General features: G+C 58.8%; 21 protein-coding genes and 2 pseudogenes. 11 read left to right on the forward strand and 12 right to left on the reverse strand.

Annotation, left to right across the window (positions count from 1 at the left end):
* Positions 1-40: 40 nt before the first annotated feature.
* Positions 41-214, reverse strand: a complete 174-nt coding sequence (locus ACPPVP_RS33790; protein WP_426527899.1) for a hypothetical protein — start codon at positions 212-214, stop codon at positions 41-43.
* Between the two features lie 69 nt (positions 215-283).
* Here ACPPVP_RS33790 and ACPPVP_RS33795 point away from each other — a divergent pair, with 69 nt between their 5' ends.
* Complete coding sequence (locus ACPPVP_RS33795; RefSeq protein ID WP_426527900.1) at positions 284-553, forward strand: hypothetical protein; 270 nt, start codon at positions 284-286, stop codon at positions 551-553.
* A 405-nt stretch (positions 554-958) separates the two neighbouring features.
* Positions 959-1,240 (forward strand): annotated as a pseudogene (locus ACPPVP_RS33800) (IS110 family transposase); the annotation flags it as partial.
* Between the two features lie 79 nt (positions 1,241-1,319).
* Here the strand turns inward: ACPPVP_RS33800 and ACPPVP_RS33805 are convergent.
* The 3 genes from ACPPVP_RS33805 to ACPPVP_RS33815 form a co-directional block, all read right to left on the reverse strand.
* Positions 1,320-1,511: a hypothetical protein gene (locus ACPPVP_RS33805; RefSeq protein ID WP_426527901.1), complete on the reverse strand. Its 192-nt coding sequence runs from the start codon at positions 1,509-1,511 to the stop codon at positions 1,320-1,322.
* A 560-nt stretch (positions 1,512-2,071) separates the two neighbouring features.
* Positions 2,072-2,656, reverse strand: a complete 585-nt coding sequence (locus tag ACPPVP_RS33810) for a methyltransferase domain-containing protein (protein WP_426527902.1) — start codon at positions 2,654-2,656, stop codon at positions 2,072-2,074.
* Complete coding sequence (locus ACPPVP_RS33815) at positions 2,646-2,855, reverse strand: hypothetical protein (protein WP_426527903.1); 210 nt, start codon at positions 2,853-2,855, stop codon at positions 2,646-2,648. Before ACPPVP_RS33815 ends, ACPPVP_RS33810 begins: the two co-directional genes overlap by 11 nt.
* Before the next feature lie 307 nt (positions 2,856-3,162).
* Between ACPPVP_RS33815 and ACPPVP_RS33820 the strand changes: the two genes are divergently transcribed.
* Positions 3,163-3,381: a hypothetical protein gene (locus tag ACPPVP_RS33820; protein ID WP_138836405.1), complete on the forward strand. Its 219-nt coding sequence runs from the start codon at positions 3,163-3,165 to the stop codon at positions 3,379-3,381.
* A gap of 276 nt (positions 3,382-3,657) precedes the next feature.
* Here ACPPVP_RS33820 and ACPPVP_RS33825 read toward each other — a convergent pair whose 3' ends face one another.
* Positions 3,658-5,100 carry a transposase gene (locus ACPPVP_RS33825; RefSeq protein WP_426527904.1) on the reverse strand — a complete coding sequence of 481 codons (1,443 nt, stop codon included), beginning with the start codon at positions 5,098-5,100 and terminating at the stop codon, positions 3,658-3,660.
* A 562-nt stretch (positions 5,101-5,662) separates the two neighbouring features.
* A complete protein-coding gene (locus ACPPVP_RS33830; protein ID WP_426527905.1) occupies positions 5,663-5,872 on the reverse strand; it encodes a hypothetical protein in 210 nt (69 codons plus the stop codon).
* A gap of 301 nt (positions 5,873-6,173) precedes the next feature.
* On the opposite strand from ACPPVP_RS33830, the gene ACPPVP_RS33835 reads away from it, so the two are divergent.
* The 3 genes from ACPPVP_RS33835 to ACPPVP_RS33845 all read left to right on the forward strand — a co-directional run bounded on the left by ACPPVP_RS33835 (position 6,174) and on the right by ACPPVP_RS33845 (position 8,247).
* Positions 6,174-6,497 (forward strand): hypothetical protein, encoded by a 324-nt coding sequence (locus ACPPVP_RS33835; RefSeq protein WP_426527906.1) that lies wholly within the window; start codon positions 6,174-6,176, stop codon positions 6,495-6,497.
* Positions 6,498-6,635: 138 nt separating this feature from the next.
* Entirely contained in the window at positions 6,636-6,989 is a 354-nt protein-coding gene (locus tag ACPPVP_RS33840; RefSeq protein ID WP_426527907.1) for a hypothetical protein, read from the forward strand.
* Positions 6,990-7,665: 676 nt separating this feature from the next.
* Positions 7,666-8,247 carry a cupin domain-containing protein gene (locus ACPPVP_RS33845; RefSeq protein WP_426527908.1) on the forward strand — a complete coding sequence of 194 codons (582 nt, stop codon included), beginning with the start codon at positions 7,666-7,668 and terminating at the stop codon, positions 8,245-8,247.
* 241 nt (positions 8,248-8,488) lie between these two features.
* On the opposite strand, the gene ACPPVP_RS33850 is transcribed toward ACPPVP_RS33845, so the two are convergent.
* The 3 genes from ACPPVP_RS33850 to ACPPVP_RS33860 form a co-directional block, all read right to left on the reverse strand.
* The gene (locus ACPPVP_RS33850) at positions 8,489-8,725 is read right to left on the reverse strand and encodes a DUF6894 family protein (protein ID WP_426527909.1); all 237 of its coding nucleotides are present in this window, start codon (positions 8,723-8,725) and stop codon (positions 8,489-8,491) included.
* A gap of 24 nt (positions 8,726-8,749) precedes the next feature.
* On the reverse strand, positions 8,750-9,124 hold the full coding sequence (locus ACPPVP_RS33855) for a response regulator (RefSeq protein ID WP_426538209.1): 375 nt from the start codon (positions 9,122-9,124) through the stop codon (positions 8,750-8,752).
* Between the two features lie 140 nt (positions 9,125-9,264).
* Positions 9,265-9,483: a hypothetical protein gene (locus tag ACPPVP_RS33860; RefSeq protein ID WP_426527910.1), complete on the reverse strand. Its 219-nt coding sequence runs from the start codon at positions 9,481-9,483 to the stop codon at positions 9,265-9,267.
* A 231-nt stretch (positions 9,484-9,714) separates the two neighbouring features.
* On the opposite strand from ACPPVP_RS33860, the pseudogene ACPPVP_RS33865 reads away from it, so the two are divergent.
* The 3 genes and pseudogenes from ACPPVP_RS33865 to ACPPVP_RS33875 form a co-directional block, all read left to right on the forward strand.
* Positions 9,715-10,706 (forward strand): annotated as a pseudogene (locus ACPPVP_RS33865) (transposase); the annotation flags it as partial.
* A gap of 618 nt (positions 10,707-11,324) precedes the next feature.
* The gene (locus ACPPVP_RS33870) at positions 11,325-11,642 is read left to right on the forward strand and encodes a hypothetical protein (protein WP_426527911.1); all 318 of its coding nucleotides are present in this window, start codon (positions 11,325-11,327) and stop codon (positions 11,640-11,642) included.
* Positions 11,643-12,305: 663 nt separating this feature from the next.
* Positions 12,306-12,596, forward strand: coding sequence for a hypothetical protein (locus ACPPVP_RS33875; protein ID WP_426527912.1), 291 nt, complete (start codon positions 12,306-12,308; stop codon positions 12,594-12,596).
* A 241-nt stretch (positions 12,597-12,837) separates the two neighbouring features.
* Here the strand turns inward: ACPPVP_RS33875 and ACPPVP_RS33880 are convergent, their stop codons facing one another.
* Complete coding sequence (locus ACPPVP_RS33880; protein WP_426527913.1) at positions 12,838-13,401, reverse strand: DUF1003 domain-containing protein; 564 nt, start codon at positions 13,399-13,401, stop codon at positions 12,838-12,840.
* Positions 13,401-13,859, reverse strand: coding sequence for a low affinity iron permease family protein (locus ACPPVP_RS33885; RefSeq protein WP_426527914.1), 459 nt, complete (start codon positions 13,857-13,859; stop codon positions 13,401-13,403). The genes ACPPVP_RS33880 and ACPPVP_RS33885 overlap by 1 nt, the downstream gene beginning before the upstream one ends.
* A 132-nt stretch (positions 13,860-13,991) precedes the next feature.
* Between ACPPVP_RS33885 and ACPPVP_RS33890 the strand changes: the two genes are divergently transcribed.
* Positions 13,992-14,831: a hypothetical protein gene (locus tag ACPPVP_RS33890; RefSeq protein ID WP_426527915.1), complete on the forward strand. Its 840-nt coding sequence runs from the start codon at positions 13,992-13,994 to the stop codon at positions 14,829-14,831.
* 145 nt (positions 14,832-14,976) lie between these two features.
* Here the strand turns inward: ACPPVP_RS33890 and ACPPVP_RS33895 are convergent, their stop codons facing one another.
* A complete protein-coding gene (locus ACPPVP_RS33895; RefSeq protein WP_426527916.1) occupies positions 14,977-16,356 on the reverse strand; it encodes a carbohydrate porin in 1,380 nt (459 codons plus the stop codon).
* Between the two features lie 203 nt (positions 16,357-16,559).
* Here ACPPVP_RS33895 and ACPPVP_RS33900 point away from each other — a divergent pair, with 203 nt between their 5' ends.
* Positions 16,560-17,390, forward strand: a complete 831-nt coding sequence (locus ACPPVP_RS33900) for a transglutaminase-like domain-containing protein (protein WP_426527917.1) — start codon at positions 16,560-16,562, stop codon at positions 17,388-17,390.
* Positions 17,391-18,997: the final 1,607 nt, after the last annotated feature.

The following is an 18,997-nucleotide window of genomic DNA, read 5'->3' on the forward strand; positions in this document are numbered from 1 at the left end:
AGCCAAACCAGGCCACTTCAGGCCGCCGACCGCGGCGGCCTTACTCTTGCTGGTCCACCATCATCTTCTCGATTTCGCTAGCGAGTTGTCTGAAATGGGTGGCGAGGCGCTCGTAAAGCTCGCGCTTCTGCGGGTCCGTCGCGCTTCTGGCGATCTGCTCCGCATAGTCGGCCTCGGTGCGTAGTTTCTCTGCACTGGCCTGCATGTCGTGCATGGATCTTTACCTCGGCGGCTGCGAGCCGGGCGACCGAAGCCACTCGCTCATGCGCGCGCCGGTCTTCGCTTGGCGAGCAAGCCGCAAAAGCCGATTACGCTCAAGACCTGGCGGGATGCCTCGCGCTTCCTTGCGAAGTCGCTCCGCCTGCTCCAACAAGCGCTGATCGAGGGGAAGCTCCTGTTTAAAACGGCGTCGTTCCATGGCGCGCTGCTCCATTCCGCTGGAGGAAGGCGGGAGCAACCGGGCGTTCTCATCACAGATAAAAGCCACGATCCTGGGATCGTGCGCCCTTCAATGCAGGAAAAACAGTCCACAAGTACACACAACGCGAATTAAAAGAGCGCGGGACCGAAGCCCGGCCGCCAACAACTGAGGCGGCCCTAGTGCCGAGCGGAGAGTCTCGCGACCAATCGGGCGCCCTGCCATAGCTCTACGGTGTGGCTGTCAACGAGGAGTTGGGCGCGCTCTTTGGCGGCCTCATCGTCAACGCAAAGGATATCGACGCGATGCACGATATGTCCGTCCCGACCTATCAGGTGGGCGCGGTATTCTAGCATCGTCGTCCCCAGCGGCCACTTTAGAGATCGTCAAAAGTACAGCCGAAAACAAATTATGACACTACGCAAATTGTTCTAGGACACCGGGGATCGGTACCGCCAACTGATGGGGTGGATGGCCCCCTGACGGCATCGATGTGCCAGGATGGTGGTCGTTAGAGATCACCAGCAAAGGGAGCCATCCATGGGCGATATTACAACAATTGGTCTTGATCTGGCAAAGAGTGTCTTCCAGGTTCATGCGGTCGACGAGATGGGCAGCGTAGTAATGCGCAAGCGGCTGCGACGCAGCCAGGTCCTCGCGTTCTTTGCCGAGATTCCGCCGTGCGTCATCGGCCTCGAAGCCTGCGCGACGGCGCACTATTGGGCTCGTGAGTTGATCGCGCTTGGCCATGAAGCGCGCCTGATGCCGCCCAACTATGTGAAAGCCTATGTGAAGCGTAACAAGCATGACGTCGCCGACGCATTAGGACAGCGTAATCGCGGTCGGAACATAGACGCCAGGCGAGGTCCGCGGCCGGTAGGCATCGGGAGCGCTGGAGCCGTCATGCGCCCGCGACGAGGCCCGGCACGGTCCGCGCGTTGACGGCTTGGCGCAGCGCCTGATCGACCTCCCCAAGCGCGGGGCTCAGGGCCGGATCGGAAGCGGCCTCGGCAACGGTGATTTTTGCCATCGACGATGCCAGCGCCAATGACGTCATGGTTGTGAGAATGGTTCGACGGTCTCGATTTCGCATTGTTTCCTCCGTGGCCGCTCGTTGCTTTGATTGCCTATTAGAGGTGGTGTGGTTGGCTGACCAACGGCGCGAGACTAGGATTCGGCACAATGGTCCGCAACCAAAATTCGGTTGCCGCCAGCCGATGCCGACTGAACCAACTTTGGCCGCCGAGGAAGTGGGCATCCTCCCATTTTTATGATGTACGGCGCGCGTCCGCGCGCTCACGATGAAACAGGAGGGCGCAGGGAATGTCAGCTGCTTTGCTCCGTCCACGCTCTCGCACGCAGAATGAAAGAGCATTCGAGCTTCGGTCGCACCGGGTACGCCACTTGCACCGGCAGAGGTCGGGACGCGTCGGGCTGCCTTTGGATTTCGGCATGATGCCACGACGGTTACTCCTTAATTTGCCCACCCTGCCTTGACTAACTTGCCCGATGACGGCGGTGACCGATCCGCACAAGCGCGAGGTCCGCTTTGCCCCCTATCAACGGACATCATCAGTGCAATGCTTCATGTCCGAGAAGTGCCATAAGCGGGAGTGAGAAGGCCTTTCTTCGATCACCCGGCTGATTAAGAGATTAAGCCGCCTTTAATGCGTGGAAAATGTAGCGGTTACTGCTGAAAAAATATCGGCCGCTTTGGTTGAGTTCTGGAAATTCGTCCAACCAGTTTCCGAGCTCTTCGGCTGGAACTTCTCCTCGGGCCGCTACAAAATTGCGGATCAGCTCAGCGAGTCCTTTGCTGTACGCATCATCATCCCAACTCAGATTGAGGATCGGGAAGACAGAAGCCCCGTCAAGCCGAAATCCCACACCCTTCAAACGATTGGCCAATGACCTTGGCAAGTTGGGATGCGCACAGTGGGCCTGCCACGATTTCATAATACGCGCCATCCGGTCGGGCACTTGAGAATGCCAGACAACCGCATCCCAATCGGTGGCAACAAATATCGTCTTACCGCCCGGCTTCAGAAGACGATACGCCTCTGAAATAACCCGACCCGCATCAGGAACGTACTCTGCGACCTGTGCACAAACGACAGCATCAAAGGATGCATCAGGTCGATCTATCTTGGTCGCGTCGCCGACCGCAAACGATAGGCATTTCGGCGGGTTTCGCCGTTCGCACATGGCTACTAGATCGGCCGATACATCAATGCACAACAACGGCTCCTTCGGGACCAACAAGCGCAGCAATACTTTCGCACAGAAAGCCGGGCCCTGAACCGATATCAAGCACATGCTCACCTTTTACCAGAGCCAATTGCCGCAGTGTCTCGGATCGTTGTGCAATGACATCTTTGGTAAGGTAGAGCTTCTCTAATCGCTTTGCCGCAGCATCCGTAAATTCAAGCCCGCTCATCGGCCCGCCCTCGAAAGCTTCCGCAGCATAGATGGTAGCATGAAAGACTGCGCGAGTTGATGGTTCCCGACCCGCTTCGGATCAGTGAATGGCGCTTTTACCCCATGGCCACCAGGTGACGGGCTGAAAGCAAGGCTGGTGGTCCGGTTAGGGTCAAAAGCATCGTTCTAGTCGCCGCTAGTCACTTCCGGTCTGCCCCTATGAACAATCGCGTGGGGTTGATCCTTGGGCGATCCAATCGCGTACCGCCCTATTTTCATGTGTGCTACCTAGTTGGGTAGCAAAATGGTAGCAGGAGAAGCCGATCATGACTGACGATCAGGTCAATCTCGTCGTTCAGCACCTTTGCGAGCAATTGCACTTGGCGCTCCGATTGAAGGACAGCGAAGCACATCCACCAAACGCCAAGGATATTGGATTTGATCCTGCCTCTGTAAGAACTGTATTGCTGACCGGGTTGCGTTCGGCGGGTGTCACCATCCACCACGAGGCAGCCGGGGCGAGCGAAGAGCCGCCGTGGTCCTAAACGCAAAACGCGGGACAGAAGCCCCGCGCCAATGTCTCAGTTGGGTCAAATGCAGACCTCGGCGCACCCGAGCGCGAGGTCCGCCTTGCTCCTATCAACTGACATCGCAAGAGCGACGAGGCCGCTTATTCAAATGCGTGAATTTTCTGCTCGAGTTCGTCCGCCAGATCGTTGAGATTCTTAGCCGTCACGCCCTCGGGGAACTCGCTGAGCAATATACGGCATCTGACGAGCTGTTCTGTTATTCGGCCTGCAATATTGACCCCCCGTATTGCCTCATCTGAGGATGTTACTTTCGCTTGACAGATATAGGGCCGACGGACGGCCTGTCCGAGGTTTCGTTAATACTCGCGGGATCGGAAGGGCTGGGGGCGTCGCGGAGTGCCCATCACACGCAGCGTCGCCCCCAGCCCTGGGATCACCGGCCGGTGCCGCACCCGCACCCGCAGCCGTATGCAGGATGATCGTCTCGGCTGCTTTGCGTCTGAGCGATCGCAACAAGCGCTGCACGATGGTGTGCTGCGGTGGCCCGAACTGTTCGGAGCAGCGTTCAGCGAGACGACCGAGGATGGCCAGCGCGGTCAGACGAGGCTCGGCCGCGAGCCAGCGCTCGATGTCGGCGAGGTGCGGATCGAGCATTGATGGCATTTTCATGCGCTTTTTGTATGGCTTGTGCATACGCCGATGGATGATGCGCTGCTCCCCCAAATGCACATCATTGCCGAGCCTCTTCGCGAACGCTGCTGCGTTCGTTGTCGGTACCGGTAGGCTGGCTGCTGCCGCGAGCTTACCCGCGCGGGCACCGACGCGCGTGCCAAGCTCCGCCTGGGCGTCCCTCATCTCGGCCAGCAGAGCCACAGGATCGAGCGTGCGATAAAGTTCTCGAAGACGCCGTTTGACGGCCTTGCTCAACCTCGGATGCGCCAGTGCGCGTTCATAGGGCGTGGCCGGAACATGATAGCGCTTGATCACCTTCGCGCCCTCGCGTCGCTTGTCCTTCAGCTTGAAGGACGGCTGGAAGAAGTTGGTGTGCAGCCGAGATGCAGCATACAAACGTTCCAGCACGCGCGTCGTCTCGACGCCATCGAAGCGACCGTATCCCACAAGTCGCCGGACGACCGCGCCATTCTTCTGCTCGACGAAAGCCTGATCATTCTTCTTGTAGGCACGCGAGCGTGTCACCTCGATCTTTTGCGCGCGACACCAGGGCACGACGACATCGTTCATGAACGCGCTGTCATTGTCGAAGTCGGCGCCGCGAATGAGCCAGGGAAACAGGTTCTGTGCGCGCTCCATGGCCTGCACGACGAGGCCGCTCTCGCGCGTCACCAGCGGCATGCACTCGGTCCAACCAGTCGCGACGTCGACCATCGTCAACGTCTGAATGAACGAGCCAGCCACGGATGTGCCGCCATGGGCCACCATGTCGACCTCGCAGAACCCCGGCGGCGGATCGTGCCAGTCGTTGAAAGTCCGGATCGGCACTTCACGCCGTACCGCCGAATAAAAGCCGACCCGCCGGCGCTTGCCGCCGGCCGCGGCAATTTTGGTCTCGACCAGCAGGCGATCAATCGTGGCTGCGCTGACGCCGAGCACCAGCGCTCGATCGGCCTGGTCGAGCTTGAGCCGGCCATGCCGCTCCAGCGAAGGCAGCAACGTCGGAATCATTACCCGGAGCCGCTTGCCGCAGATCCGATCCGAGGCCTCCCACAGCGCCACCAGCGCATCCCTGATCGTGGCGCCATAGGTCGGCCTTCGCTGCCGCCGGGCCTCCGGCGAAATTGCGACATGGATGGTAAGCGCCCGAACCGCGTGCTTGCGATGCCAGCCCGTCACCGCGCAAAGCTCGTCGAGAATGCGTCCCTTATCTGCCCGCCCTGCTGATCGATAGCGGTCTACCACCGCCGCCGTGATCTCGCGCCGCGCACCCATGCTGATCCGTCCTGCCATCGGCGACACCGATCCGATTCGGTATCGCCGCCCCACTCCTGACGGTCAGTTCTCCGGTAACATTCTTGATGAGGCAATGCGGGGGGTCAAATTTGCAAGCCGATTGACAAGCTGTTCTTGTAAAGCCTGCTTTTCTCGTCCTGCGTCCATTCGTTCTGCGTTCATTTGCGTTAGTCTTGGACGAAGCTAAAATGTTCAGCCCACAATGCGGGCCTGCCAGCACTTTTTCTAGGGAAGCGATCCGCAGGCGAAGCTGAAGAACTGTCTCCATTAACCGATGGAGATCGACATATTCACCGGGATGGCTCCGCTTAACATCCATCGCAGGTACTCATCCCAAACACCGCAGCTTGAGGCTTTTCTCACTGCATTGCCGGCTTTCCAGCGCCAGGTCGATGGCAAGTTCGGCATCCAACACGGCGTCAGCACGTGTAAGCCCAATTCCGGTCCGGGTTCTGGTTGCATCGAGAAAGACGATCCATTTCCAGCCATAAGGGTTTGCCGTTTGAATGACTTCAAATTGGATAGTCTTGTATTCCATGACTCTCACTCCAGCGTAGCTGCACGAAATACTTCAGTTTATCCAAACGCGTATCGGATCGATGCCGTAATACCAGCCGCAATGAGACTTGCGACCGCGGCCAGCGTCCAATCCGGACGGGCGCTTCGGGAGACCAGACGAATCAAAGTCTCTGCAAAGTCTGCCATCCTGCTCTCACCAACCCTCTAGATAATTCGACTGTGATGAAAAAGTTGCCGCTTTTTCCCGACTGAAATGTGGGCTCACTGGAACCGGGATTTTACGGTTCGCGCGGCACGGGAGCACCTTCCGGCTGATCGTAATGAATGCATATAAGGCCAAAGCCGCTTCACGGTTTGTCCGCGATGTTTGGCACAAAATGCAAGAGGGGCGGGAAATATTGGGAACGTTTCCATGGATGGCCGGGCAGAAGGCGAAGCAGCGCGTGAGGCGGCCTCTACTCTTTGGCGGCGTCCTCGATCTTGCTCGCAAGAAGCAGCCAAGCAGCGGCGTCCTCTCGAAGGGCTTTCTTGCGGTGGCCGATATTGCGCGAGGCTTGCGCCAGCTTATCGGCGGCCGTTTCTCGGCATTGGTCTGCGGTGAACATCATTGCCGGATCAGATCAGAAGCGCCGGACGCTGTCTGATCAAAACAGACCACTTTCGCCACTCAGGCGGCGCATTCGCAATGAGTCCGTAAATGTGGGTTGAACGACAGGTTCACAGCGTGTTCATCAGCAAATCCTTAACAGGCGCTCAGGAGACGCTTAGAGGGAGGTGGACACATGTCGGACGCCCGGGACGGCTTCGATGCGATTGGAGTTGTGGTGGATTGGATCGACGCCTGTAAACAGCGTCGGCTAGATGATTTGCTAAACCTCTATGACCGTTGGGCTTCGGTCGAGTGCTGCGAAGGCGGAAGCTTTCGAGGTCGATCTGAGATGGAAAGATACTGGCGCCCGCGGCTGGCGAGAGCGGTGACCGGTGCCTTTGAGATCGATGCGCTGTTCCCAGAAGCAGATGGCGCGACACTCGATTATCGAGGATACGACGGCGTGCACGTGCGGACGCATTTCCGCTTCACAAGCACAGGGACGATCAGCCTCACTGCCTGCATGCCTATCAGAGCGGCCGCCTGAGGTGTTGGGCCGCCACACCGGCGGCCTTACTCTTTGGCCTCGGTCCAATTGCGCTCGCCACATTGGCATTCGAACATACGAACCGTCATTCCCGTCCTAGGGTCCATCATCTTCCGGACGACCCTTGGCTGAGCGCCGCACTTGCACTGGGGTTTGTCTAACGTCTTATGGGCGGAAAACTCGCTGCTGAAAAAGCTCATCACTCACTCCTGCCCAAGCGAGCTAAGTTACAACGTGAACAGTGGTTCCCATCCGGCGTATCTGATTTGCAGTTTCGTATGGAACAAATTCGTGATCGGGTATGCGGGTTTATTTTTCTCCGTAGAACTACGTTATTCCGGGCGCCTTTTGGCACTTGATGACGCGCGCGGGGAAGTCCGCTTTATCCTCAAGAACAGACGTCGCCAGCCGGGCCTGTCAGGTCCGAAAAGTGCCAATATCGGAAATCACTGCTTGGGGGCAGCCTCGCGCCACATTGCGGACTTCGGAATTAACTAGCTCGCAATGCCCCGTCGCGAGAAAGCTGAAACTGGCCCGTGTGCGCCGCCGAAGGATCTGTCTGAAGAAAAACTCAGGCTAATCTCAGGGATAACTTAAGCCTCAGTCAGAGTCTTTCGGCCATGGTTGGTTCATCAGATCGCACCACCGACCACTTCGAATTCCAAGGGGAAGACCGATGACCAATGCAACAGTAAACATCCTCAGACACGCCGACTATTCCGTGACTGCAGCAGCATCTGAGCTGGCCTTACCTGCCCAGGGCCAGACCAGTGCCTTGAACTCCTGGAAGGCGCTCATGTCATCTCGACTCGCGCTAATGGCTTTCGTCGTCCTCGGTGCAAGTGGCGCATTGGCAGATGATATGAAGATGCCGATGAACGGCAAGGACATTAAGTGGGGACCGGCGCCGCCGTTCTTTCCGAAGGGCGCGGAGTTTGCAGTGCTCTCAGGCGATCCAAGCAAGGATGGTCTCTACGTTGTTCGTCTGAAGATGCCCGCGGGTTATAAGATCCCGGCTCACAATCATCCGACAGCGGAAAACGTGACGGTCGTATCCGGCAATTTCCACATCGGGATGGGCGACCACCTGGACGAGAAGAAAGGAATTGAGTTGACTTCAGGAGGGTATGGCGAGGCACCGGCGAAAATGAACCACTATGCTTGGGTCACTAGTCCAACGATTGTACAGGTTCATGGTCAAGGCCCATTTGCAATTACCTATGTCAACTCGGTGGACGATCCGAGCACCAAGGAATAGCGTGAAGGTCGATCGGCAAGACAAATGGGCCGGCGACCATCTCAGCTGCATGCATCAGCAGCTGGCTGAGATGCCGGCCGTGTCGGCTTTGGGTCTATCGCGTCGGTTCGACCGGACCGTGGCGACTTCCGGTCTACCCCGGTGAACGGACATTCTCAGGATAGGCGGGCATGTCTCAAAGGTGCCAAAAGGCGACGACGAGGCCTCAAATTGAGAGTGAGTGTCGCTATCTGTTTTTGCGCTAATGGCGCGCCACAAATCGGAAGGTAACCTCAAATAGCGGACCGCTCGAATCTCTAACCTCAATGGACAGGGAATGTCCCAATGGGTTGGGATCTTGGGTAGCAAATTCCTTGGATATGTCTGCAAATAATGCGGCGGCCTCTATCTGCGCTTGCGCGATGTTCTCCAGCTCTATTCCTTCTTCATCTTCGGCGAACGCTCCACCCTCTCGGATGTCTATGTAGTATCTCGGCATCGGCGCCTTCCAAGCAAGCGGCCCTTAGGTCGGCGCGGTTGGCAGAGTACCGGCGTTTAAAAGCTGTGAGACTGCGGTTACAAGCTGCGCCGGTGCGAACGGTTTGTTCAGAAGAATGCTGTTCGGCACGCCGCGCGAGGTCCATTGATCGGCGGCGGCTCCCGTCATGTAAATCACAGGCATTCCGGGATTTATTTCTCTAGCCCGCTTGGCGACTTCCCATCCGTCCAATCTGCCGAGCAGATTGATGTCCGTAATGAGAGCGCGGTATTTTTCCCTATCATCTTGGAGCAGCGTCACAGCCTCTTCACCAGTCGCTGCGATGCTTGATTGAAATCCACCTTCGGTCAGAGCTTCATTGACCATACCTTGGATTAGCTGGTCGTCCTCTACGACCATGACTGTGACGAGCGCTTCACTCTGCACGCCTGCCTCCCGTCTGCCACCCCGTTGTGGCATCTCGGGGCAGATAAGAGGAAGGAAGCTATTTGGTTCCCAACAATGTTCAAAAGTATACATACGTGGTGGTTCGGGGGCGCCTAGTTGCGGCCGTGATTGTCTTCATTTTTTGGGGGCTGTAGGCCGGGGGAGGCCAGCCAGTCATCCATATGGGCCGCTGCTTCGGCCTGCCGCGCCTTTTTCAAGGCCGCGTCGCGAACCGGCCCAAAGGGCAATAGCCTGGCTTGCTCTCGGAGCGTCTGCGCTTCCTCAAGAAGCCGCTCTCTGAGTGATTTGGTTTGAATGAAACGATGGCGCATTCTGCGGCTCCCTGTTCGAGTAGGGCGGGAGCGCAATTGGCGTTCTCATCACCGATAAAAGCCGAGTACCGGGCGGTGATGCACGTTAACCTCCGGAGGCCGTAAACGTTCCTACAAGGGATGAGCCCCTTCAGATCGCCCTAGCGCTGGGCCGCCCACCGCTACTCTTTCAGCGGGTGATATTCCGCCTTTTGGGCCTTCAAATCGACTATAAGTTCCTTGATCCGATCCCTTGTAAGAGGCGACGCGTTCTCGGTCGATGCGAGCCTGATCAAGGCGGACGTGAACAAGACCAGACGGCTCCCCGGCAACCAGCCTATTACCTGGCCAAAGGCGGAAGAAGCATCCCATGCGGTTCGCGAGTACATCGCAGCGCTTGATGCCGCCAACAGTGATAAGGACGGTGATGGAGACGGCGGCGGTTCAAGTGAAGGCAGCCATCGACGCAAGCCTCCCAAGGAAGTCTCGCTCACCGATCCGCAAGCAACATGGGTTACGAGGCCGGGCGTAGACCCCTTCTTTGCCTATGATGCAAACTATCTGATCGACAACAAGGCCGGGATCATCCTCGATGCGGTAGGCACCCGCGCGAACCGTGCGGTTGAGATTGCTGTCACCCAGACCATGGTGGACCGTGTTGAGCGTCGCTTCGATCTGCGACCCCAGAGGTTGGCAGGTGACACGGCTTACGGCGCGGTAAGGCTGCTCAATGGCTGGGGGATCGCAAGATCACTCCGCACATTCCGGTGTGGGACAAGTCGGCCCGCGCCGATGGCACCTTTAGCCGAGCCGACTTCGCCTTCGATCAGAAGCGCAATATCTACGTTTGTCCGGGTGGCGCGGAGCTGACCAGCACCGGCAACATCGATCAAGGTCACATCGTCTACTACAGGGCGAGCAAGAGCGACTGCTCCGGCTGCGCCTTGAAGCCCAAATGCACGACGGCGGTCGTGCGCAAAATTACCCGCGACCTCAACGAGGATGTGCGCGATCGTGTCCGTGCGCTGGCCAACACGGAAGCCTTCCAGCAGTCGCGCCGCGAGCGCAAAAAGGTCGAGATGCGGTTTGCCCATATGAAACGCATTCTCAGGCTCGACCGGCTTCGGCTGCGAGGCCTGAATGGCGTCCGGGACGAAGTGCTGCTTACAGCCACCGCGCAGAACCTGAGGCGACTGGTCAAGCTAATCTGCCGTCCCCCACCATCTGTGGCAGTCGCCTGCTGAGCATCCACAAGCAAAACGGAAACCGCCGACACCACTGTTCCAAAAAAACCCACCAAAGCTCAAAAGCCAAGCTCGGCACAAGACAGAAACGAGTTTTGCAACACAATCCCCTCAAGAACAGACGTCGCCAGCCGGGCCTGTCAGATCCGAAAAGTGCCGTGACGACTCGATCAGGCCATAGGAACGTTTTTCTTCAACGAACATAGACTCCAGCCTACCGGCTCCAAATGCCCCCAGGGCCGCGGGTGCGGTCCTGGTGTTGTCCGACTCCCGCCGGGGCCGCTTTTTAGGAACGACCGACTTGGTTTCGTGTTTGCATTTCGTGTCGTCTGGTCACGGCACTTCACGAGAAGAGCACCGAGACGGCCTCAGCTCGTCCCGCTGAGGCCGTTGAGGCTTGCGCTTAGTCGGGCTTTGCTTGCTTCGCCGCCCGCCCGCCCGACCTGGTTGGACATCCACTCGCAGGATAGCCGTGCTCGGGCTTGTCCTCGGCCGGCTGCAGACGCTCTTCCAGGAACCACTGCCGCTTGACGTGCGCCGGCTGCATGCAAATCAGGCCGAAGCATCAAGCCAAAGCCAGGAAAAGAGCCTGTAGACGAGGCCAGACCGCCGTGGGCGATGAAAGCACAACTGCTGATCGAGCAGTACGCAAACGATCTCCGGGCGATCATCGAGAAACTTCGCAAGCTTGATCTAGATCAAGCTCTACGCGCAGCGACGCTCATGGTTGCATCATCGAAAGGATCCGAGAGCGATCTTCTTGAAGAGCCCTTTGTCTTGAGCGTAGCTCATCTAGAAATGCCTCAACTGGCGCGGTGTCCTGATTTTGCGTCTTCAGACATACCAGCAGTTCCTCTTGCTCAGCCAATTGCTGCTCGCCTCGAACAACCTCTTGTTCAATCCGCCTCAGCTCATCGTACAGATGGTTTATGTTGAACACGGCGCGCTCGTCGATTGTGCATGGTTGGAAAATGCTAAATCGTCATGACAGCCTTTAACGGAAGCACCTTTAGGCGGTTCCGCGGGCCGGGGGACTAATTCCACTTCTTGCTGTTATGCGATTACGCGCTCTGCCAAGACCCGCCCGAGCGGCTTTGATTGCCTGAATGCCGCTTGCGAGGCGGAGCGCCGTCTGGCTGGTCATAGTGGATGCACATCAGGCCGAAACCGTCTGCGGCGTGCGAGCTCAATCGTGGTTGGGCCCGAGCCCCGCGTTTCCGCGTTGAAGAAGATCCGCGGGAAGTGACGCCGAGCCGTTTCAATTCGAGGCCGCGCCGGCGAAGGCGAAGTGCTAAACCGCGAGAGAGTGCAATCGTCGTTGCGCCAGCAATTCGGGCTCGGAGGTGACCAGCGCAGGATAGCGCCCGCCGGACGCGGCATCGCGGAACATGATGGTCAATCTCTACGAAACTTTCGCTGCGCCGCTCACGCACGAGACGATGTTCGGGTGGCACCAAGATGGTGTGAGCAGCAAAGGACGCATCGAAGTAGTCGGCGGTTATCGAACACACGAAGACCCAATGCAGGTCGTATCCGGCAGCCTTCACGACCGCGAGGTTTACTTCGAGGCCCCGCCCTTCGTCGCGGATGAAACCCGGGATGGATGCCTTCGTCACCTGGTTCAACGACAGCGGACCTGGCGGCACGCGCGCCCTGCCCGCGCTGACGCGCGCCGGCATCGCGCACCTCTACTTCGTCCGCCCGCATCTTGGAAGGAATCGACGGCTTCAGAGGCAGCCTTATCGCGGAAAACTACATCACTATCACGAAAACCTCGCGCGCTACCGCTACAAGGGACTTGCAGGACCTCGTCACGACGGGCGCGCTCACGAAGACGGGCGAGCTTCGTCACACCCGCTGTCACTTGAATCTGGCGCTGACCACGGTTGAGCCCGGTGCAGGATGCCAACATGAGCGGCACCGCACCGCACTGACCGTCAAGAGACGCCTGCCGTCTCGTCAGCGCACCGCTTGGGGGTAGCGCCCGCGGGGCTTGCCCCCTGGCGGGCTATCACGAACGCGATCAAAAAAGGTCAGGACAAAAAGTCGGTGTCCGCACAATCACGGAAGCGCATTGCTAGGCTTGAATGTCTCTTTCAATTCCGGCAACTCTTTGGCTCCGCTCGTCGATTCACCTCGCCGCGGGGCTTGGTAGATCCGCCCTCTCATCGTGCTGTTTTTCGCTTTTCTCACGCTTTCTCAAATCCCGGGCGATTTCGTCAACCGAGGTTTCACGGGCGAGCTCGTCCGGTGCGCAATCCTCGTCATTATCGACATCCAGTCTTTTCGCGATCCGCTGCAAGATCCGCAAAGACCGGGTCGCTTCCTTTTCGGCAAGGAGGTTGATCTGGAGTTCGAGGTGATCGCGCCGCTCCAGCGTCTGGTCAATGGTGCTCTGGCGGATCAGCACGCAGGAAGTAAGGAGAACGGCCTCCAGGGCGAGAATCGTCGCCAGCAAGGGAAACGGATATTTATCGAAGGGTTGGTGCGTGAAATTGAGATTGAAGACGATCCAGCATAACACGAACGCGCACTGGAGAGCGACAAACTGAATCGTGCCGACAAACCACCCGATCCAGTGGAAGAAGCGGTGATGGACTGCCAGCGCCTCTTTGTCCTGCTTTTCAACCCGCAGGATCGCGTCAATGTTTTCAGCAGGCGACGTTTCAGATTTGCCGCCTGCCGCGGTGCGCATCAACTTGCAATCCTGTCGGCCGCGCGCCGCGCCGACTGTTGCGTCTTATCGAGTGTCTCGTCGCCCGACTTTTCGGCGCTCGCCCTTGCCTCGCATCTGTTTCGGATATCTTCCAGCTCATCGTCGGTGAGGTGCTCGATGCCGACCAGCGAATTCCGTGCCGCACCCACACGGATAAGCTCGTCAAGCTTGACCTGAATGGCCGCGCTGTCGCGGTTTTGCGAGTTCTGGATCAAGAACACCATCAGGAAGGTCACGATGGTCGTGCCGGTGTTGATCACCAGCTGCCATGTGTCGGAGAAGCCGAAGAGCGGGCCGCTGACAGCCCACACGATGACGACACCCGCCGCCAGAATAAAGGTCGACGCACGGCCTGCTGCAAGGGATGTCCTGTTGGCGAGATCGCCAAAGAACCTGGACACGCTCGAGGGCTCTTTAGCCTGCTTCTTACCGCTCATGTTTGCCCCTATAGCCAGTGGGTAAAACCGGTATGGGCGCACAAAGTTCCCATGCTTAGGAACCGCTGCTCCTCACGCACATTATTTTGTCAGATGGCGCGAGGCGCGCCGTCCCTTTGGAGCTTGAAATCAATGATCGATACTGTCGTGGTTGCCCCCAAAGACGCGTCGGGCTCATCGCTTGCGGGTGTGTCGTGGCCTTCCATTGTGGCCGGCGCGGTCGCTGCCTGTGCAATGACCCTTGTGCTGCTCGCGTTCGGCACCGGGCTCGGTCTCAGCATGGTTTCACCTTGGACGGGTTCAGGAGTTTCTGCCACCACCTTCAAGATCACAACAGGTCTCTATCTTATCGTTATCGCCATGATCTCCTCTTCGATCGGCGGTTATCTTGCCGGACGGCTGCGGTCAGGATGGGACGGCGTACACGGCGACGAAGTCTATTTCCGCGACACGGCGCACGGTTTTATTGCCTGGGCGCTGGCTTCCGTACTGGGCGCCGCCGTGCTCGCCAGTCCGGCGACAAGCCTCATCGGCGGCACCGCGGCAGGCGTGAGCCAGGGAGCCGTGACGAGCGCCGCCCAGTCGAGCGGTCCTATGGACGGGTACGTCGACACGCTGCTGCGGGGCGACCCCGCCGCGCAGTCAGCAAACAGCAACCCCGCTGACGCGCGTGGCGAAGTAACGCGCCTTTTCACGCGAAGCTTCCGCAACGGCGGTGACCTTAAGGCCCCCGACCGCGAATACGCCGGCAAGGTCGTGGCTGCCCGGACCGGGCTTAGTCAGCAGGACGCAGAAAAGCGCGTTAACGACGTCGTCACTCAGATCAAGGCTGACGCCGATGCAGTGCGAAAAGCGACGGCCTCACTCGCGTTTTGGATCACGGCTTCCCTGCTGCTGGGAGCTTTCTGTGCAAGTCTTGCAGCCACCGAAGGCGGCGGCCTTCGCGACGGCACCTGGAAACGCCGCCGGTAACCTGAAAGGAAAACACCATGCCGATTTTACTCTGGCTCCTCGGAATACCGATCCCCCTGATCATCCTGATCCTTCTTCTGCGATGACGGTGGTCTCAGTGGCGCGTCTTTGTGCGCGCCACTGACCCCGGCAATGACCGCCGCGGTCAAAACTTCAGGACGGTGCGCAGACCGAAGACTTCCGCGTTTTTAAGAGCTTTGCCCGGCAAGCTCGAAAGCGGGTTCGTCGCGCCGCCGCCCGGATGCACGATGAACTGGAAGTTAGGCTGAAGCGTCCATCCGGCCCGGATCTCATACTGATAGACCGCGGTGAGAAGACCTTCGAAGCTTCGCGCGGGCCGGGCGGGCGCCACCAATCTTTGAAAGTCGAGATCGAGCGCGCGCGCCCGCGGCGAGACGTGGGCGTAGGCAGCGGCAACACCGAACTTGTCCTTGGGCCGCCCGTCCGTAAGGCCGATGAATTCGATCCCGGTGTCTGCGTAATAGTTAATAAGGTTGCGGTCGGGCGGGCTGTAGGAAGCCCGTGCGAAGACGCCGATGCCACGGTCGTCGTCACCGCCGACGCGGTATATCTTCTGCTCGGCGACGGCATAGAGTCCGAAATCTCCGCGGAGCAGGCCCGGCATTCCGTTTGAAGCAGTGTCCGCGAGCGAAACCCCTGCCCCATCGAAGCGCTGATCGTTGAAGAGGCCGAAATGGCGCCACCCGCCAAGCTTGATTTTGCCGTCGAGGCCCGGGTCGCCTTTTTTGGCATTCCACAGAAACTGCGCTTCACCAAGGACAAGGGGCGGATCGTTGATGCGGAAATTGACGCCGTAGCGGTTGCGAAGCTGCGGGTCGTCCGGACCCGGTCCCGCCGAGTCGCCGTTGAAAACCGCGCCCAGCACCGTGAGATTGTCCGAAAGGTCAGCACGAAGCCGCGCCCCGACAGCGGCGAGCGGCGGGGAAGGACCTCCGCCCGGGAGGTTCAGCGACAGCCCTGCCGGCCAGCCGAGCGACGCGTTGGTGAAGACATCCGTATATTTTGCCGTCATGAACTCGGTGTCTGCCGCGAGCTGCCCGGCGCGCAGTGCGAGGTGCGAGCCCCACTTGCGCTCAAACCAAGCTTCGTACAGCCGGGTGGACGGCAGCGCTTCGATGCCGCTGACATCCATAAAATTCAGCAGCGCACCGCGCGAAAGGCCGCCCCCGTGGATCTGAAACATGTTGGCATGGAAGGTCAGCTCCCGCAGCCCCGCCAGTTTTTCAAAGTCCACGTCGACGGCAAGGTTGAGCCGGCCCTCATAGACCGAGCCCCGCTTTAAGCCGCCCGACGGATTGCCAAGCGCTTCTCCGATATAAGTTGCCGCGAACTTGATTCCCCAACGCTCGAACGGCCGCGGCAACAAGCCGAGCGTCGTTTCCTCGACCGTGCTCTCACCCGTATCCGGATCGGCCGGCTTCAGGTCATCAGTCTTCTTGTCCTCCTGGGCCCAGGCGGAGCCTATGAAGAGGAAGCCAAGAAGAAGTGTGGCAGGACGGTGCATGCGATTCCGACCGGCGGCTGTATGTGCTGCCAAACTCGCAGGTTCGCGCGCACCTGACAACAATCCCTGTGCAGCTACTTCTGTACAAAAGTGAACTTTGCACGCGGGCATCAGGAGCTTTGTGCCGCTTTTTTCTGCGCTGATCCTCAGGAACCAAGCATTACTCCCGGGCTTATCGGATGCATTTCGCACGGGAGATTAACTTGAAGATTCGGGCAGGCTACGACATCGCTTTCGAGTGCTATCAGGATGTGCCGATGGTGCTCCTGCTCAGCGTGCATCCGTCACACGAGAAAGACCTTCTTAGCCCGCAGCGCATTGAGCTGAGGCCGGACATCAGAGCCAGGCAGGGCCTCGATCCGTTCGGCAATGTCTGGACGCGCTTTCTCGCACCCGCAGGACGTCTTGAAATCCGCACCAACTTGCTGATCCGCGATAGCGGCCTGCCGGACGAGGTCGCTCCCGGCGCAGAGCAATGGGCAGTCCAGGACCTGCCTGACGACGTCCTCCCTTTCCTTTACGGCAGCCGGTACTGCGATACGCAGAAGCTCACAGATCTTGCGTGGTCGCTCTTCGGGTCTATCCCCGGCGGGTGGGAGCGCGTGCAGGCCGTCTGCGATTACGTGCATGATCGGATCAGGTTCGGCTATCACCATGCGAGAGGCGACCGAACCGCGTCTGAGGGCCACGAAGAGCGGGTCGGTGTTTGCCGCGATTTCGCGCATCTTGCGGTCACGCTGTGCCGCTGCATGAACATTCCGGCACGCTACTGCACGGGCTATCTCGGAGACATCGGCGTGCCCAAAGACCCCGCGCCGATGGATTTCAGCGCGTGGTTCGAGGTGTTTTTAGATGGCCGCTGGTTTACTTTTGATGCTCGGCACAACATCCCGCGCATCGGACGTATCGTCATCGCCCGCGGCCGCGATGCGGCGGACGTCGCGATATCGACCCAGTTCGGAAACGCCAGGCTGACCCGTTTCAACGTTGTGACCGATGAAGTCCCAAGCCGGGAATATGAAGAGGCTGCCTGAGCAAGTCCGGCTTCGATTTTTGGCGCGCGGCAAAGCCGCCCGGCTCTAGAGACCGCAGGTCGACCGGAGCCGTCCAGCGCGCCTCCGCCGTCCGGCAACGATCCGCCGCGCGTTTTTGAGCGCAGTCAGGCACTGGCCGAGGTCCGCTAAGTGCCCAATAAGCGACGTCTGTGCCCGCACGTAAATTAGCATAATTAGCCAGCAGGACAGCGGGACCGGGGCGAAACGAGTACGAGTGTCGTTAGTATTCGAGACTTCAACGATGTTGATGCAGAGGCACTCAGCAATGTTGCGTTCGCGGCATTTTCTCAGTTTCGAAACCAATACTCAGATTAGCTGCGATGGCTGATGGTGTTTCCCGGATGCGCGTCGTTCAGCATTCAAATCGACCCATGTTGATTAGGATCGGTCTAGCAGCGATCCGGAAACGAATTATCCTTCAATGCAGATCATTTGCCGAGTTGGTACACATTTGAACAATTTAAAAAGCCCCGTAAGGAGGAACAATATTTGTCGGTCTGAATCGAATCCAAGCCTGTACGCTCATGTCTCCAGTGGCCCCCAGGGCCGCAGGTGCGGTCCTAGCTCGACTCCGCTAGGGCCGCTTTCATATCGGGATGCTTAGGAACGATCCAGTTCAGCTTCGCGTTGCAAGTTGAGCCCGGTTGGTCCTCCGGCGGATCAAGAGCAGAGCACCGACGGCCCCGGCTCCCCGCTGAGGCCGTCGCGTCTCCCTTTCAGAAGGCAATGATGACCCACCGTACGGTATTAGCTATCTTTGCTACGGCCTTGGCTATTGCAATCATCGCAGCGTTCGTGACGACGTCAGAAAACGTCGATACTCGCGGCGCCAATATCCAAACGCCGCCCGGAACGACAGGCATGGCTCGACCCCGTGCGCCGTCGCCACGCATTTTCCCTTAGAAGCGCTTCTAATTTCAAACGGGATTTGCCGCGGCCTTGGCCGCCTGCCCGACCTGGTAGGGCATCGCGTGGTAGCGGCCGGGTATGGATCGCGGCGCGCCGTCAATCCTAATAGGCAAACCGGAAGACTGGCCGGACATCTTGAAGCGGGCTGCACGAGGGTTAACACGAGGCAGTTCACTGATGTTTTTTGCTGCCCTTTTTTTGGCTTTTAGTATCTCGGCTTGATTGCGGTAGGCCCGAGCCATAGATAACAGACCCTCGAAAGCCTCAGTGTCCGGTGCTGTCCTGGCCAGTTCGGCCGAGCAAGCCGAGCGACTGCAACAATGATCATAGGCCATATTGCGAACTGACCACGCGCCTTCCCAGGAGCCGTCATGGCTCGAGCTGCCCAGGCTTCATCCTTGCGCTCGCAAAGCTTCTTGATTATCGCCCGCAGCCCGTTCGGCTACATCTCAATGTACTTTGCCCGCCTCGGCTGTCCGCTTCTGATCGGCTTCCGTCGGCTCTTCTTTAGGACTCATGCAGCGCAGCAACCAGGATCTGTTCGATACCGCGTCGGCATGGGCGCGCAGCCGCTGTCGGTTGTCGAGCGTCCGGCGACTCCACCGGGTGGTGCTGTCATAGAACGGGCGGGACTGCGCCGACGCTCCGGGAAGTATCGATGTGCGCGATTTCGTGCA

This window comes from Bradyrhizobium sp. McL0615, assembly GCF_049993905.1.
Taxonomy (GTDB): Bacteria; Pseudomonadota; Alphaproteobacteria; order Rhizobiales; family Xanthobacteraceae; genus Bradyrhizobium.